Source organism: Pseudomonas sp. LBUM1666, assembly GCF_059695775.1.
Window position 1 is genome coordinate 2839640 of the sequence record NZ_CP166789.1, and the last position, 15733, is coordinate 2855372.

15 protein-coding genes are annotated in these 15733 nt (G+C 58.8%); 7 read left to right on the forward strand and 8 right to left on the reverse strand.

The genetic code is table 11. The annotated features are described in order from the left end of the window. Positions 1 to 161: 161 nt before the first annotated feature. Complete coding sequence (gene copD, locus ACA056_RS13015; protein ID WP_497273271.1) at positions 162 to 1022, reverse strand: copper homeostasis membrane protein CopD; 861 nt, start codon at positions 1020 to 1022, stop codon at positions 162 to 164. A 3-nt stretch (positions 1023 to 1025) separates the two neighbouring features. Beyond that, positions 1026 to 1391 (reverse strand): copper homeostasis periplasmic binding protein CopC, encoded by a 366-nt coding sequence (gene copC / locus ACA056_RS13020; protein WP_497273272.1) that lies wholly within the window; start codon positions 1389 to 1391, stop codon positions 1026 to 1028. A gap of 140 nt (positions 1392 to 1531) precedes the next feature. Here copC and ACA056_RS13025 point away from each other — a divergent pair, with 140 nt between their 5' ends. Then, on the forward strand, positions 1532 to 2152 hold the full coding sequence (locus ACA056_RS13025; protein ID WP_283184283.1) for a TetR/AcrR family transcriptional regulator: 621 nt from the start codon (positions 1532 to 1534) through the stop codon (positions 2150 to 2152). A gap of 115 nt (positions 2153 to 2267) precedes the next feature. Here ACA056_RS13025 and preA read toward each other — a convergent pair whose 3' ends face one another. The 3 genes from preA to hydA all read right to left on the reverse strand — a co-directional run bounded on the left by preA (position 2268) and on the right by hydA (position 6512). Beyond that, positions 2268 to 3542 carry an NAD-dependent dihydropyrimidine dehydrogenase subunit PreA gene (gene preA / locus ACA056_RS13030; protein WP_497273273.1) on the reverse strand — a complete coding sequence of 425 codons (1275 nt, stop codon included), beginning with the start codon at positions 3540 to 3542 and terminating at the stop codon, positions 2268 to 2270. Next, complete coding sequence (locus tag ACA056_RS13035) at positions 3543 to 4910, reverse strand: NAD(P)-dependent oxidoreductase (RefSeq protein WP_497273534.1); 1368 nt, start codon at positions 4908 to 4910, stop codon at positions 3543 to 3545. Positions 4911 to 5072: 162 nt separating this feature from the next. Then, complete coding sequence (gene hydA / locus ACA056_RS13040) at positions 5073 to 6512, reverse strand: dihydropyrimidinase (RefSeq protein WP_497273274.1); 1440 nt, start codon at positions 6510 to 6512, stop codon at positions 5073 to 5075. Positions 6513 to 7063: 551 nt separating this feature from the next. Between hydA and ACA056_RS13045 the strand changes: the two genes are divergently transcribed. Together ACA056_RS13045 and ACA056_RS13050 are read left to right on the forward strand one after the other, a co-directional pair. Further along, positions 7064 to 8548, forward strand: coding sequence for an NCS1 family nucleobase:cation symporter-1 (locus ACA056_RS13045; protein ID WP_497273275.1), 1485 nt, complete (start codon positions 7064 to 7066; stop codon positions 8546 to 8548). Positions 8549 to 8700: 152 nt separating this feature from the next. Next, positions 8701 to 9984, forward strand: coding sequence for a Zn-dependent hydrolase (locus ACA056_RS13050; protein ID WP_056741745.1), 1284 nt, complete (start codon positions 8701 to 8703; stop codon positions 9982 to 9984). Positions 9985 to 10063: 79 nt separating this feature from the next. Here the strand turns inward: ACA056_RS13050 and ACA056_RS13055 are convergent, their stop codons facing one another. Both ACA056_RS13055 and ACA056_RS13060 read right to left on the reverse strand, forming a co-directional pair. Further along, positions 10064 to 10477: a DUF6691 family protein gene (locus tag ACA056_RS13055; RefSeq protein ID WP_497273276.1), complete on the reverse strand. Its 414-nt coding sequence runs from the start codon at positions 10475 to 10477 to the stop codon at positions 10064 to 10066. 2 nt (positions 10478 to 10479) lie between these two features. Continuing rightward, positions 10480 to 10914 carry a YeeE/YedE family protein gene (locus ACA056_RS13060; protein ID WP_497273277.1) on the reverse strand — a complete coding sequence of 145 codons (435 nt, stop codon included), beginning with the start codon at positions 10912 to 10914 and terminating at the stop codon, positions 10480 to 10482. Between the two features lie 172 nt (positions 10915 to 11086). Between ACA056_RS13060 and ACA056_RS13065 the strand changes: the two genes are divergently transcribed. Then, positions 11087 to 11521 carry a carboxymuconolactone decarboxylase family protein gene (locus tag ACA056_RS13065; protein ID WP_497273278.1) on the forward strand — a complete coding sequence of 145 codons (435 nt, stop codon included), beginning with the start codon at positions 11087 to 11089 and terminating at the stop codon, positions 11519 to 11521. Between the two features lie 3 nt (positions 11522 to 11524). Continuing rightward, positions 11525 to 12418 (forward strand): RNA polymerase sigma factor SigJ, encoded by an 894-nt coding sequence (gene sigJ / locus ACA056_RS13070; RefSeq protein ID WP_497273279.1) that lies wholly within the window; start codon positions 11525 to 11527, stop codon positions 12416 to 12418. Between the two features lie 177 nt (positions 12419 to 12595). Here sigJ and ACA056_RS13075 read toward each other — a convergent pair whose 3' ends face one another. Further along, positions 12596 to 13054: a hemerythrin domain-containing protein gene (locus tag ACA056_RS13075; protein WP_497273280.1), complete on the reverse strand. Its 459-nt coding sequence runs from the start codon at positions 13052 to 13054 to the stop codon at positions 12596 to 12598. A 433-nt stretch (positions 13055 to 13487) separates the two neighbouring features. On the opposite strand from ACA056_RS13075, the gene ACA056_RS13080 reads away from it, so the two are divergent. Next, complete coding sequence (locus tag ACA056_RS13080; protein WP_497273281.1) at positions 13488 to 14984, forward strand: helix-turn-helix transcriptional regulator; 1497 nt, start codon at positions 13488 to 13490, stop codon at positions 14982 to 14984. A 130-nt stretch (positions 14985 to 15114) separates the two neighbouring features. Continuing rightward, entirely contained in the window at positions 15115 to 15363 is a 249-nt protein-coding gene (locus ACA056_RS13085) for a DUF1652 domain-containing protein (RefSeq protein WP_497273282.1), read from the forward strand. Positions 15364 to 15733: the final 370 nt, after the last annotated feature.

Sequence of the window (15733 nt, forward strand, 5' to 3'; positions counted from 1 at the left end):
AATGTCAATCAGAAGTTGTACGATGACTTGGCTCGGTTTTATGGTATGTCGAAGAACCCCTGTGGGAGCGAGCTTGCTCGCGATAGCGGTCTGACATTCACTGCAGTGGTGTCTGTTCTACCGTCATCGCGAGCAAGCTCGCTCCCACAGGGGTCTGTGTTTTAGCTCACGATCATCGGGGGCAGGGTGCCCAGAAGTGAAACCGCTGCCACCGCTCCCATCCCCAGCAACCATTCCAGAATTACGCTGCTTTTCAGAATGGCCAGACGCTGCTCGCAGTCGTTGATCCGCAGCCGATTGAACAGCGCCAATCCCAGCATCGCCGCGACCAGCGCAACCTTGATCAACAGAATCAGCGCAAACCCGGACAGCAACGGCGTCGGCCAGAACTGCCCGGTGAGTACCCGCACGTTGATCAAACCGGTCATCACCAACCCCGCCACCAATACGTAACCAACGCCGCTGAAGCGTTGCAATGTTGCTTTGATGGAATGCTCTGTCGGCTGCCGCAGGATCATCACCAACAACATCAAGCCGCCGAGCCAGGCGCCGACGCAGGTCAGGTGAATGATTTGATTGAGGATCAGCAATTGGCCGTTGAGGCCGTCGAGCATGGCACCGTGGCCGACCGGGGCGAGGGTGGCCAGCAGCAGGCTGGCGAGGCCGATTCGCAGGGGCAGGTTTGAACGTAAGGGCGTCATCAGCAGCGCTACCAACAACGCATTGAGCAGCAAGTGCCAGCGCCAGACCTGGCCGAAAAACGTCTTGCCCAGCACCAGTTGCAGGGTCGACGGATCGAATGCCGCGTCCCACGAACCGGCCATGCTGGCGGTGATCAGCAGCAACCAGCTAACGCCAGTGACCAACGCCACCGCCGCCAGCCAGCGGCTTGTTTTCGTCAGTCGCTGATCCAGATTTCCAGCGTCGCCATTGAGCAGCAGAGGCCTGAACACCCAGACCCCGAACAGCATCAGCACAACGGTGAAATGCAGAAAGCGGCACAGCACCATCGAGCTCGTCATGAATTACTGGCCAACCTTGAAGCTATAGGCGCCTTCGCTTTTGTGGGTATCGACCGACACCGCGTGCCATTCGACTTTGTAGGCACCCGCTGCCAACGGTGCGGCCGGGGTGACGATCAGGGTTTTCTTGTCGCTGCCTTCGGTGGCGAGGCTCTTCACCGGCACGTTGCTGCCGTCCTTGCTGATCGTGACCTTGGAAAAGGTGGCTTCAACACCTTCGGAAAACATCAGACGCAGTTCCGACGGAGCGCTCACCGTGCTGTCGGCAGCCGGGGTCTGGTCTTTAAGATGGGCATGGGCAAACACCGACGAAGCGGCGAACAGCGAGCCGAGCAGGGCGACGGTGGTCAGGGTTTTCTTGAGCAGCATCGTGGAATACCTCTGAGGCGGGTTCGAAAAGGCGGTCAGTTTACCTGCGAGAAGTTGGGTGTACGAAGTTTCGTTTTCCCTTGTCGCCGCGAGGTAGAGCGGATGCTAGTCTTGAGCAACGCTGTTGTCAGGGAGCCCTCATGGGCAATCACAAGATCGAGATTCGTCGCAGTAACGTCGAGAAAATTCTGTTGGGGGCCGAAAAGGTTTTCGCCGAAAAAGGTTTCGGCGGCACCGCCATGGCCGACATCGCCGCCGAAGTGCAACTGCCGCGCTCCAACCTGCATTACTACTTCAGCACCAAGAGTGATCTGTACAGCGCCGTGCTGTTGGGTTTGCTGGAAGTGTGGAAACAGGACGCCTTGTGCTTCGAGATGTTCGACGACCCGCGCGTGGTGCTCAGCAGCTACATCCGCGCCAAGATGAACCACTCCCGCAGCCGGCCTTATGGCTCCAAAGTCTGGGCCAACGAAATCATCCACGGCGCGCCGACCCTGGGTGAGAAACTGGACGTCAGTCTGTACGACTGGGCCAAGATGAAAGAAGCGAAAATTCGCCAGTGGGTGGATGACAAACGCATCCTGCCGGTGGAACCTTCGAGCCTGCTGTACATGATCTGGGCGTCGACCCAGCACTACGCCGACTTTGATCATCAGGTGAATATTCTGAATGACCACCAGCCGTTGTCGGACATGCAGTTTGAGCGGGCGGTGCAGACGGTGACGAGTGTGATCTTGCGGGGGATTGGATTAGAACCTTGAAGCTTGCGGCGCAGCTGCCGGCCCCTTCGCGAGCAGGCTCGCTCCCACATTTGAAATGCATTCCAATGTGGGAGCGAGCCTGCTCGCGAAAGCGTCAGTTCAGGCGCCGCTGACCTCAAGGGCTGACATGGTAGGGATTGCGCGGATCATGATTCCAATCCAGAAACGGCTTCCCGTTCTCCATCGGCACCATCTCAATACAATCCTGCACCGGACACGTGATCTGACACAGATTGCACCCCACGCACTCATCATCAATCACTTCATATTTGTGCGTTCCGTCCGCCTGCTTCAGGCTCGCAACCGCCTGGTGCGAGGTGTCTTCGCAAGCAATGTGGCAACGACCGCAACCAATGCAGGCCTCCTGGTCAATCTTGGCGATCACCTGATAGTTAATGTCCAGGTACTTCCAGTCCGTGGTATTGCCCACCGCACGCCCGGAAAACTCTGACACGCTGGCGTAGCCCTGACTGTCCATCCAGCGCGATAAACCGTCCTTCATCTCCTCGACAATCCGGAAGCCATGCAGCATCGCCGCCGTGCACACCTGCACCGAGCCGCTGCCCAGCGCAATGAATTCCGCCGCGTCGCGCCAGCTGCTAATGCCGCCAATGCCCGAGATCGGCAGGCCTTGCGTCTGTGGATCGCGGGCGATTTCGGCGACCATGTTCAGCGCAATCGGCTTCACCGCCGAACCGCAATAACCGCCGTGGGTGCTTTGGCTGCCCACGGCGGGATTGGCGACCATGCGCTCCAGGTTGACGCTGGTGATCGAGTTGATCGTGTTGATCAACGACACCGCATCGGCACCGCCGCGATGGGCCGCGCGGGCGGCGACGCGAATGTCGGTGATGTTCGGTGTGAGCTTGACGATCACCGGCAGCGAGCAGTAGGTCTTGCACCAACGGGTGACCTGCTCAACGTACTCCGGCACCTGGCCGACCGCCGCGCCCATGCCGCGCTCCGGCATCCCGTGCGGGCAACCGAAGTTCAGCTCGATGCCATCGGCGCCGGTGGCTTCCACCAGCGGCAGGATGAATTTCCAGGATTCTTCGACGCAGGGCACCATCAGCGACACAATCAGCGCACGGTCCGGCCAGTCCTTTTTGACCTGGGTGATTTCCCGCAGATTGATTTCCAGCGAACGATCAGTAATCAGCTCGATGTTGTTGAAGCCCACCACTTCACGGTTGGCGCCGAAGTGCGCTGAGTAACGCGACGATACGTTGACCGCCGCCGGGTCTTCACCCAGGGTTTTCCAGACCACGCCACCCCAGCCGGCCTCGAAGGCGCGGACCACGTTGTAGGCCTTGTCGGTCGGTGGCGCGGAGGCCAGCCAGAACGGATTGGGGGCTTTGATGCCGGCGAAGACAATCGAGAGATCGGCCATTTACGCAGCCTCCACGTTAAGCATGAGTTGGGCGTTGATGGCCTCGGCGGCCTGTTTGCCGTGCTGCACGGCCTGCACGGTGAGGTCCTGATCGAGACTGGTGCAGTCGCCGCCGGCGTACACGCCGGGGATGCTGGTGCGCAGGTTTTCGTCCACTTGAATCCGCTCGCCCTGACGTTTGAGCTCGCGGGCCAGCGGATCGGCGAGGGCGCTGGAGTCGAAGGCCTGACCGATGGCTTTGAAGATTGCGTCAGCGGCCAGTTCGAAGGTTTCGCCGGTGGTTTGCAGGCGACCGTCTACCAAATGGGTGCGGGCGAAGCGCATGCCGCGCACGTTGCCTTGATCATCGAGTAGCACTTCTTCAGGTTGTGCCCAGGTCAGCAGTCGCACCTGATTGGCTTTGGCGATGTCCTGTTCGTGACCTGTCGCGCCCATTTCATCGACACCGCGGCGGTACACCAAATTGACATCGCGTGCCCCGAGGCGAGCCATTTGCACGGCCATGTCGATGGCGGTGTTGCCTGCGCCCAAAACGATGCAACGGTCAGCGAGGGGGAGTTGGGTCAGGTCATCGGCCTGACGCAGTTCGCGGATGTAGTCAGTAGCGGCGAGCAGGCCCGGCGCATCTTCATGAGCAAGCCCCAGCTGTTTGCTGGCGGCCAGACCGAGCCCAAGGAACACCGCATCGAACTGCTGATGCAGTTCGCTTAAGGTCAGGTTCTCTCCAAGTTTCTGCCCGTGGCGGATCTCGATTCCACCAATCTCCAATAGGAATTCAAGCTCCTTCTGCGCGTAGTCGTCCACCAGTTTGTACTTGGCGATCCCGTATTCGTTGAGGCCGCCAGCCTTTTCCCGTGCCTCGAAAATCAACACGTCATGGCCATGCATCGCGCTGCGGTGAGCGCAGGACAAACCGGCCGGACCGGCGCCGACCACGGCGATGCGCTTGCCAGTTGATGCAGCACGCGTGAAGGGGTGTTCGCTGAAGTGTGCGTTGTCGACGGCGTAACGCTGCAACAGGCCGATCAGCACCGGAGCGCATTCATGGTCGTTGTTGCGTACGCAGGCTTGCTGGCAAAGAACCTCCGTTGGGCACACCCGGGCGCAACTGCCGCCGAGGATGTTCGCCGAGAGGATTTTCTGCGCGGCGCCCTGAACGTTTTCCTGATGGATATTGCGGATGAACGACGGAATGTCGATCTCGCTCGGACAGGCATTCACGCAGGGCGCGTCGTAGCAATACAGACAACGCGAGGCCTCCAGATGGGCCTGGCGGTCGTTGAGTGGTGGCGCCAGATCGGTGAAATGGCCGGCGAGGGCGGCCGCATTCTCGTGCGGATGCGGGAGGTGGCTCAGGGTCTTGATCACGGTGTTGGCCTCACGGTTAATTGAGGTGATGCCTCTATCGGGCATTGGGTTTTTTTGTTGTCTGGACTGGCCCTATCGCGAGCAAGCTCGCTCCCACAGGGATCTCGGGCGTCCACAAAACCTGTGGGAGCGAGCTTGCTCGCGATAGGCCGAAGGCCGCTTTCAGCGTTTCACTGCTGTCGGCTTGTTCAACTCAGCCCGCTTGCTCAGCAATTCAAACACCGCCGGATACGCCGGCCGCTCGACATACCGCCCGGCACCACGCTCGGCCCGCAAATCACCATCGGCCCATACCACCCGGCCCTGGCTGACGGTGTGGCTCGGCACACCGCGCACGGTCTTGCCTTCGAAGATGTTGAAGTCCACTTGCTGATGGTGAGTCTTCGCCGAAATCGTCCGCGTACCTTCCGGATCCCACAGCACCAGATCCGCGTCCGCACCGACGCGAATCGCGCCTTTGCGTGGGTAGAGGTTGAAGATTTTCGCGGTGTTGGTGGAAGTGAGCGCCACGAAGTGCTGCATCGACAAACGCCCGGTGTTCACCCCTTCATCCCAGAGCACCGCCATGCGGTCTTCGATACCGGCCGTGCCATTGGGGATCTTGCTGAAATCGTCACGGCCAGCCGCTTTTTGCTCGGCGCAGAAGCAGCAATGGTCGGTGGCGGTGGTGTGCAGGTTGCCCGATTGCAGGCCATGCCAAAGCGCCTCTTGATGGCCGCGCGGACGGAAGGGCGGGCTCATCACGTAACCGGCGGCGGTCTGCCAGTCCGGGTGTTGGTAGACGCTGTCGTCCAGCAGCAGATGCCCGGCCAGAACCTCGCCGTAGACTTGTTGGCCCTTGCTGCGGGCATAGGTGATTTCGTCGAGGGCTTCCTTGGTCGAGACATGCACCAGGTAAAGCGGCGTGCCCAGGGTCTCGGCGATGCGGATCGCCCGACTGGCCGCTTCACCTTCAACCTGTGAAGGACGCGACAACGGATGCGCTTCCGGGCCGGTCATGCCCTGGGCCATCAACTTGCGTTGCAGGTGATAGACCAGCTCACCGTTTTCCGCATGCACGGTCGGCACCGCGCCCAACTCCAGGCAGCGCTCGAAACTCGCCACCAGCGTGTCGTCGGCGGCCATGATCGCGTTCTTGTAGGCCATGAAATGCTTGAAGCTGTTGACCCCGTGCTGGCTGACCAGCTCGGCCATTTCTTCGCGCACCTGTTCGCTCCACCAGGTAATCGCGACGTGGAAACCGTAATCCGATGCCGACTTCTCGGCCCAGCCGCGCCACTGATGAAACGCTTCCATCAAGGATTGCTGCGGATTGGGAATTACAAAGTCGATGATCGACGTCGTGCCACCGGCAAGTCCCGCCGCGGTGCCACTGAAGAAGTCTTCACTGGCCACCGTGCCCATGAAGGGCAGTTGCATGTGCGTGTGTGGATCGATGCCGCCGGGCATCAGGTATTGGCCGCTGCCGTCGAGCACTTCGGTACCCGCCGGAACATCAAGATTTTCGCCGATGGCTTTGATCACGCCGTCGGCGCAATAGACGTCGGCGCGATAACTTTCATCATGGGTAACAACGGTGGCGCCACGGATCAACAGAGACATTCCGAGTTCCTCGCAGGCAATGACCGACTTGTGCCGGTTCTAAATGTTTTATATGAAGCCGGCGCAAACAAGTGTATTCCTGTCAGCGCTGTCAGGAATAAACGCTAGTCTTAGTTTAAGGATTGAGCAAGAATATTTTTTATAAGCTTATATCTGTTTTAAGTTATTGATAATTAACGTTTAAAATTGAAAATCACCAAAATGGTGAGGGCGCTCCCCATTTTGACGCACTTGACAGGTTGTAAAAATAGACGAGATTTCTTATGTGAAATCAGCCGCTTGAGGATGGTCTATGGTTGATGCGCAACGTTGAAAAAAAGTGGTATGCACCAGATTGAGTCCTGACTGTTCGGACAACTTGCCTGGCATTTGGCCTGAGTGAACAAGCAAGTAACCGGTGACTCATCGGCTATATAAATAAAACTGATAAACATCAGTTGGTTACAAGGTTTTTATGGAACTGCCCGATGCGCAAACGGGGTAACCGGCACGCTAATTGATGCCGCCAGCCCCTGATGAGCAACAATAATCAAAAGAACAGTGGAGCGGCCATGCAACAGATCAGATCGCAAGTGACCGAACGCGACGGCTTGTTTGAGCTCGAAGCCGGCAGTGATGTCCTCGACAGCCCCCGTTACAACCACGACATGGCACCGACCAAGGTGCGCGAACGAACCTGGAACAAATGGCACATCACCGCATTGTGGGTCGGTATGGCGATCTGCGTGCCGACCTACACCCTCGGCGGCGTGCTCACCGCGCATTTCGGCCTGAGCGTCGGTGAAGCGCTGCTGGCGATTTTGTTCGCCAACATCATCGTACTGATCCCGTTGACCCTGAACGCCTTTCCCGGCACCAAGTACGGCATTCCGTTTCCGGTGTTGTTGCGTTCGTCCTTCGGCATCCTCGGCTCCAACATTCCGTGCCTGATCCGGGCAGTGGTAGCGTGTGGCTGGTTCGGCATTCAGACGATGTTCGGCGGGCTGGCCATTCACCTGTTTCTGGGGTCGGTGTTCGACGGTTGGAAAGCCCTTGGCGGTACCGGTGAAGTGATCGGGTTCATGGTGTTCTGGGCCTTGAACCTGTGGGTGGTGATTCGTGGCGCGGACTCGATCAAATGGCTCGAAACCCTCTCGGCACCGTTGTTGGTGCTGGTGGGCGCGGGGCTGCTGGTGTGGGCGATGCCGAACGTATCGATGAGCGAATTGATGGCGATCCCGGCCAAACGTCCGGAAGGCGCGAGTGTGGTCAGTTACTTTGCCGCGGGGCTGACCGCCATGGTCGGGTTCTGGGCCACCTTGTCCCTGAACATTCCGGATTTCAGCCGCTATGCGAAAAGCCAGAAGGATCAGATCGTCGGGCAGATTATTGGCTTGCCCCTGACCATGTTCCTGTTTGCTTCCCTTGGCGTAGTGATGACGGCCGCCTCGGTAAAACTGGTGGGTGTCACCGTCTCCGATCCGGTCACCCTGATCGGTCATATCCAGAGTCCGGTCTGGGTCGCACTGGCCATGGCGCTGATCATCATCGCCACGTTGTCGACCAACACAGCGGCCAACATCGTTTCGCCAACCAACGACTTCCAGAACGTCGCCCCCAAGTTCATCAACCGCACCACAGCGGTGATGCTCACTGGCCTGGTCGGCTTGGCGCTGATGGCCCATGAGCTGTTGAAGAAGCTCGGTTTGATCGTCTCGGATTTAAGCCTGGAGACGGTGTATTCCAACTGGCTGCTGGGTTATTCGAGCCTGTTGGGCCCGATCGCCGGGATCATGGTGGTGGACTACTTCCTGATCAAGAAACAGCAACTGGACCTGGCCGGCCTCTATCGCGATGACGTTTATCCGGCGTGGAACTGGTTCGGGTTTATCGCGTTTGGTGTGCCGGTGGCGCTGACGCTGCTGTCGCTCGGCAGCAATGCATTCAGCTGGTTCTACGACTATGGCTGGTTCACTGGCTCGGTATTGGGCGGGCTGATTTATTACGGGTTGTGCTCGATGCGCCCCAGCCCGTCTGTTGCGAAATCTGCGGTGTGATTGATGGCCTCATCGCGAGCAAGCTCGGCTCCCACAGGGTTTTGTGAACACTGAAGATCCCTTGTAGGAGCCGAGCTTGCTCGCGATGACGGCCTCAATTTCACCGATGCATTGCCTGAAGAAACCTATAACAACTGCCTGAGGAGATCATCATGAACGCTGCCGTAGACGTTCTGCAGTCCACCCATCAGCACATCAACCGCGACCGCTTGTGGCAGTCGCTCATGGACCTGGCCAAGCTCGGCGCTACGGTCAAGGGCGGCGTCTGTCGTCTGGCCCTGACCGACCTCGACCGTCAGGCCCGGGACATTTTCGTGAACTGGTGTGAGGAGGCCGGTTGCACCGTCAGCATCGACGCCGTCGGCAACATCTTCGCCCGCCGCCCCGGCCGCAACCCGAACCTGCCACCGGTGATGACCGGCAGCCACATCGACACCCAACCCACCGGCGGCAAGTTCGACGGCTGCTTCGGCGTACTGGCCGGCGTCGAAGTGCTGCGCACCCTCAATGACCTGGGCGTGGAAACCGAAGCGCCGCTGGAAGTCGTTGTCTGGACCAACGAGGAAGGTTCACGCTTCGCCCCCTGCATGATGGGTTCCGGTGTATTCGCAGAAAAATTCACCCTTGAAGAAACCCTGGCCAAGGTCGATGCCGAGGGCGTCACGGTCGGCGAAGCGTTGAACGCCATTGGCTATGCTGGCGAGCGCAAGGTCAGTGGCCATGCCGTCGGCGCCTATTTCGAGGCCCACATCGAGCAAGGCCCGATCCTCGAAGACGAACGCAAAACCATCGGCGTGGTGATGGGCGCCCTCGGCCAGAAATGGTTCGACCTGAAACTGCGCGGCGTCGAAGCCCACGCCGGCCCGACGCCGATGCACCTGCGTAAGGACGCCCTGGTCGGCGCCTCGGTGATCGTCGGTGCAGTCAACCGCGCTGCCCTCGGTCATCAACCCCACGCCTGCGGCACCGTCGGCTGTCTGCAAGCCTATCCCGGCTCACGCAATGTCATCCCCGGTGAAGTGCGCATGACCCTGGACTTCCGTCATCTGGAACCGGCGCGACTGGACTCGATGATCGCCGAAGTCCGCGAAGTCATCGAAACCACCTGCGAGGAACACGGCCTGACCTTTGAACTGACACCCACTGCGGATTTCCCGCCGCTGTACTTCGACAAAGGTTGCGTCGAAGCGGTACGCGGCGCTGCCCAAGGGCTGGGCCTGTCGCACATGGACATCGTCAGCGGAGCAGGGCACGACGCAATCTTCCTCGCCGAACTCGGCCCGGCCGGGATGATCTTCGTACCGTGCGAAGGCGGCATCAGCCACAACGAAATCGAAAACGCCGCGCCGGATGATCTGGCGGCCGGGTGTGCGGTGTTGTTGCGGGCGATGTTGGCGGCGTCGGCGGCGATTGCCAGCGGAGAATTGGCGGCCTGAAACGCAAAAAATCGTAGCCTTCGGCAATGACTGCGCCGCCGAAGGCTACGACCTCTAGACATTGACCCGGCGAGGCGACTTAACGACGCGCTTGCAACACGCTGAATATCAACATCCCCGCCAGCATCGCGATTGCAAACACCCACGCCTGCCAATGCCCCGTCGGCAACAGCACCAGCGCCGGCCCGGGGCAGATGCCCGCAATGCCCCAACCGACCCCGAACAGCAAGCTGCCACCAATCAGGCGTCGATCCAGTTCACGACTGACCGGCAACTGCATCGGCGCCCCCAGCAACGACTTGGATTGTTTCATGGCCCAGTGAAACGGCACCCAGGCCACGGCAATCGCCCCGATCATGACCAGCGCCAGAGAGGGGTCCCACACACCGGTTATATCGAGAAACCCCAGCACTTTGGCCGGGTTGGCCATGCCGGCCAACAGCAGGCCGATGCCGAACAACAGGCCGGCAAGGAAAGCCGTGAGTTTTTTCATGTTCAAAACCCCAACAGATGGCGCAGGACAAACACGGTCACAAAGCCCGCGAACACGAAGCTCAACGTCGCGACGATGGAGCGTGGTGACAGCCGCGAAATACCGCACACTCCGTGGCCACTGGTGCAACCAGAGCCATAACGGGTGCCGATCCCGACACACAATCCGGCGGTGATCAGCCCCACGGTACCGGTCTTGAATTCAATGGTCGGCCACACCTGAAACAGCGCCCACAACAGGGGGGCCGCCAGCAGTCCAAGGATGAATAAGGCTTTCTCGCCTCGCCCCGAATCACCTGGCGCCAGTAGACTGCCGAGTAATCCGCTAATCCCGGCGACACGCCCATTGGCCACGACCATCACGCTGGCCGCCAAGCCGATCAACGCACCGCCTGCCAACGCGGACCAAGGCGTGAAATGCAGCGTATCCAGCATCATGGCAACTCTCCAGGCAGGTAAGGGACAGCATTAAATCACTCTTCGACTTGAGCTTAGGGCTGCCGCCGCGAAAAGGTTCTACGACCAAAAGATCAAATCCTTTGTCGGCGCGTCACAAACCATAACGCTGGATCGTCATCTCGTTGAATCCCCCAAACAGTGGAGCCACACGATGTCGTCCAACACCCAACCGATCAACCTGCTGCAATCCATTCCTCAAGTCTTCGAAAGCCTGACCCAGGTGCATGTCACCCTCGATCATCACGACCTGCCTGCAAGCCTGAAGCATTTGATCCACCTGCGCGCCTCGCAGATCAACCAATGCGGTTTCTGCGTGAAGATGCACACCCGCGAGGCCCGTGACGCCAATGAAACCAACGAGCGACTGGACCGCCTGATCGTCTGGCGCCACGTCAGCGATTTCAGCGCGTCCGAACGCGCCGCCCTGGCCTGGACCGAAGCCCTGACTGTTCTGGATGAAAAGACCGATTACGCCAGCCTGCGCGGTGACTTGCGCGAGCACTTCAACGATGCGCAAATCGGCGCCTTGACGGCCGAGATCGGCATGATAAACCTGTGGAACCGTTTGCAGGTGTCGAGGCATTGATTGATGAACTCCGCTGAAAACGCCGCCGCTGTGTTCGAGCAGCGCCGGCCCTTTTTGCTCGGTCTGGCGTATCGCATCCTAGGCTCCCGCGCCGAAGCCGAGGATGTCGTGCAAGAGCAGTTCATCAAATGGCTGGAGGCCGACCGCGCCGCCATTGCTACTCCGGCCGCCTGGCTGACCACGGCGTGCACCCGGCACTGCATCGATTTGCTGCGCTCGGCTCACAAGTCGCGGGTTGATTACGTCGGTACCTGGCTGCCGGAACCGATTCACACCACCCATCAGGACTCACCCGAACACAGGCATGAACTGGCCTCGTCGCTGTCCACCGCGTTCCTGTTGCTGCTGGAGCGGTTAACCCCCAAGGAGCGTGCGGCGTACCTGCTCTACGAAATTTTCGACATGGATTACGCGCAGGTCGCGGATGCGGTCGGGGTTCAAGAGGCTGCGTGCCGCAAACTGGTGTCCCGGGCCAAGGCCAGTCTCGGCAGCGGACAAACGCGCTTTCAGCCGGAACCGGCGCGTCAGGACCAATTGCTCTGCGCCTTCCATCGCGCCATCGCCAGCGGCTCGACCGCTTCATTGACCGCGATGCTGAGCGAAGACGTTGAACTCTGCGCCGACAGCGGCGGCAAGGCCTCGGCGATCCGCGAAACGTTGTCCGGCATTACCAGCGTGCTGGATTTCATTGGCCAGTCGTTGCACGTCTATTGGCAGACTTGCGAATGGCTGCGCAGCGAAATCAATGGCACCCAAGGCGTGATCATCAAGGCGGACGGGGTCATCACTGCGTCGATGACGTTTGGGTTCGACGAAGCGGGGCAGGTGAGCAGGATTTTTATCATGCGTAACCCGGAGAAGTTGGCTGGGTTACAGGGGTCGTTGGATGTGCAGTGACTCAGTGCAGCATCGTTATGCGCCAAAGCGAAGGGACTTGCAACGAGGAGCAGTCGATATAAGGACACCCGGTGAGTCAATGAAACTCGGGGCAAATTACTTGGTATCCACGTAATTACTTAGTGAGGTCGAGTACTAAGTAGTAGCTAAATATTGAAGGTATACGGTGAGCTCCAATTAATGCCATTGACCCTTTATTTCCTGCCACTGATCGTCTGACAGCCACTTATCTGCCACCGGAAAGAAAATATTTTCCTCCGAGTCCATGTGATCGAAATATTTTTTGATGAAGTCATCGATAGTGTCAGCAATTACTCTCGTTTCCTGAGTTGTGTCCTCCAACATCTTCAACTGTCCAGCAATGCGTCCAAATGCTTGATGATCTCGCTCGATATCCTTGACCCGTTGGTGGATCGGTGCCTCAGTCGCCAGCAAGGCCAGCCGAATAAGTTCTTCATTTTCATGGTGGTGTCGCTCTGCATCACCATGCAAGGCTTCCAGCATCTTGAACAACAGCTTGCAGTCATCAGCACCATCGGATTCATGCCTCATCTTCCTCAGCAACTCTTTGATCTGAGTAATTTTTATAGCCACCTCATGATGATAGGCCTGAAGTTCTTTCAACAAGACGTTCATATCAAATCCTCGTCACGACACCAAATCATCACAGAGAAATATTCTTTAACCAGCAACCTCCAAGGATACCCATACCTTTAAATTTCCATATTTATCAATAACTTTCCAATCGCGCTCACCAGAACTATTTAACCTTTTCAGTATAGGCGAGCACAAAGATCTCACCTCGGGAAATTTGCCGCCCTCGCCTCCGGCCGTGGGCACTTGGGCGCTCGAACTGGCTATTTTCGGGCTCGCTACGCAGTGTCAAACGTGCGGCTGCGATCATGAGCCTGATCCCGTCAGCGCGCCTCAACGCAAGCAAGCTCCCTCGTCACAGGGGATCGCGTTCGCAAGGTCCGGCAGGGTGAGCCATCTGCACTATCCCAACCCCCCGCGGTCGTAATCTTCACAGGCCGGCGCGTGAATGCGCCGCCGCACGCGTGGAGATCCAATGAGCCAGGACGTCCTGACCACCGAAACCAATCGCCGTCAGTTGCAACAGATCATCGCGGGCCTCTCCGATGGGGTGATTCTTCTGGAACTCGACCAGACCCTTCTCTGGGCCAATGACGCCGCGTTGGCCATGCACGGCGTCGGGCAACTCAGCGAACTGGGGGCGAATGCCAAGGAGTACGCCAAGCGCTTCGCCTTGCGTTATCGCAATAATCATCCGGTTCAGGCCGACAATTATCCGATCAGCCGCGTCGCCCGAGGCGAGTCCTTCAGTGATGTGTTGGTTGAGGTGACGCCAGCGGACGACGAAGAGCGCACCTGGGTCCACAGTGTGCGCAGCATGGTATTGGCCGACAGCGCCGGCGAGCCGGAGTCGCTGGTGCTGATCATGAACGATGTCACGGAGTGGGCCAGCGCCGAACAGCGTTTCGAAAAAACCTTCAATGCCAACCCGGCCCCGGCGGTGATCTGTCGCCTCAGCGATTTGCGCTACATCAAAGTCAACCCGGGCTTCCTGGAGATGACCGGCTATTCCCGTGATCAGGTGATCGGCCGTTCGACCTATGAACTGGACGTGCTGGAGGGGGCCGAAAACAAAGACCTGGCCAAGCAGCGTTTGCGTGAAGGGGCGACCATTCCGCAAATGCAGGCACAGTTGCAGTTACCCGAAGGCGGCAGCAAACAGGTGATCGTCGCCGGCCAGCCCCTTGAACTGAACGACGAAGCCTGCATGCTGTTTTCCTTCGTCGACATCGAGCCTCGGCATAAGGCCGAAGTCGCCCTGCGCCAGAGCGAGGAACGTTTCGCCAAGGCGTTTCGACTGACCCCGGTGCCGATCCTGGTGTGCAACGCCAGCGATCAGGTGGTGATGGACGTCAATGAGGCCTTCCTCGATACGCTCGCGTATCCCAGTGAAGAAGTGCTCGGCAAGACCATCGCAGAGATCGACTTCATCCATGACAAGGGCGCACGTACACGGCTGTTCGCCACCCTGGAGAAAATCGGAAGCCTGGATCGCATCGATGTCAGCCTCCGTAAGAAAGACACCGGGCTGATCGATTGCGCGGTCTCGGCCGACACCGTGAACATTCAGGACAGTCCCTGCTACCTGCTGGTGTTTATGGACATCACCGAACGTAAACGCACGCAGCTGGAGTTGGTGTCGGCGATCGAAGAGGTCATGAAAGACGCCTCCTGGTTCAGCCGCACGCTCATCGAGAAGCTCGCTAACGTGAAAAACGTCAACTCGCCGCAGTTGCCTAGCGTGTCTTTCACCGACCTGACTGCCCGCGAGCGCGATGTGCTCGGCCTGATCTGCGAAGGCCTGGCCGACAAGGAAATCGCCGCGCGGCTCAAACTCGCGCCGAACACGGTGCGCAACCATGTCTCGACGGTGTATTCCAAGCTCGATGTTCACAGTCGTAGCGAGGCGATTGTCTGGGCTCGCGAGCGCGGTTTGTTCTCCAGCGAGTGGCGCCCCAAAGCCCAGCGTTAGGTGCAAATGCACTAACCGAGGGGGTGCAAATTCATGTTCTGGCCGAGTGCGGCAGTTCTTAGGCTGTAAGGGTGCGATATAGGTCTTCGGGTATCGCGTCCCTTTCAAAAACAGCGACAGGAACCGCGGGATGATTTATGTGGCGCAATTGCGTATGCAACTGGAGCGGAGCTTTTCGCCGTTGGCCTGTGACTGCACTGTTACGGGTGATCAATCACTGACGGTGAAGCTCTATCATCCGGTGTCGGGGCAGGTGGATCTGGTGGTAACCGGGTTGAGTGTGGCCAGCCTCAGAACGCCGGCGGCGGTGGCAGCGTTGATCGAAGAGCTGCGTTATGAACTCGAGAGCAACACGTTGCATTGTCGCGAGACGTCCTAGGAACTGTCGGGTTTTGCCGGCGGTCGTATAAAGAATACGAGAGTATTTTTTCTGTGACCGGTCCGCGGGTTCGCGGTGAAGCAGTTGGGTCGCGGAAATATGTCGATCACTTACCGCGGATCAACCTATGAAAAGTCTTGGGAAACGCATCTTTGCAACACTGTCGTTCGCACTCTGGATAGCGATTCTGGGCGGTTGTGCCAGTCCTCCACCGCCACCTCCCGCCGCGCCGCCTCCACCCCCTGTGCGCACTTGCCAAACCACTGAAAACACCGATGTGCAAGGCGATATGCGGGCTGAAGGGCAGGTGACCCGGGAAACGACGCTCACTCGTTGCGTCACTCAGTAAGCATTCATCTGTTCACGTTGA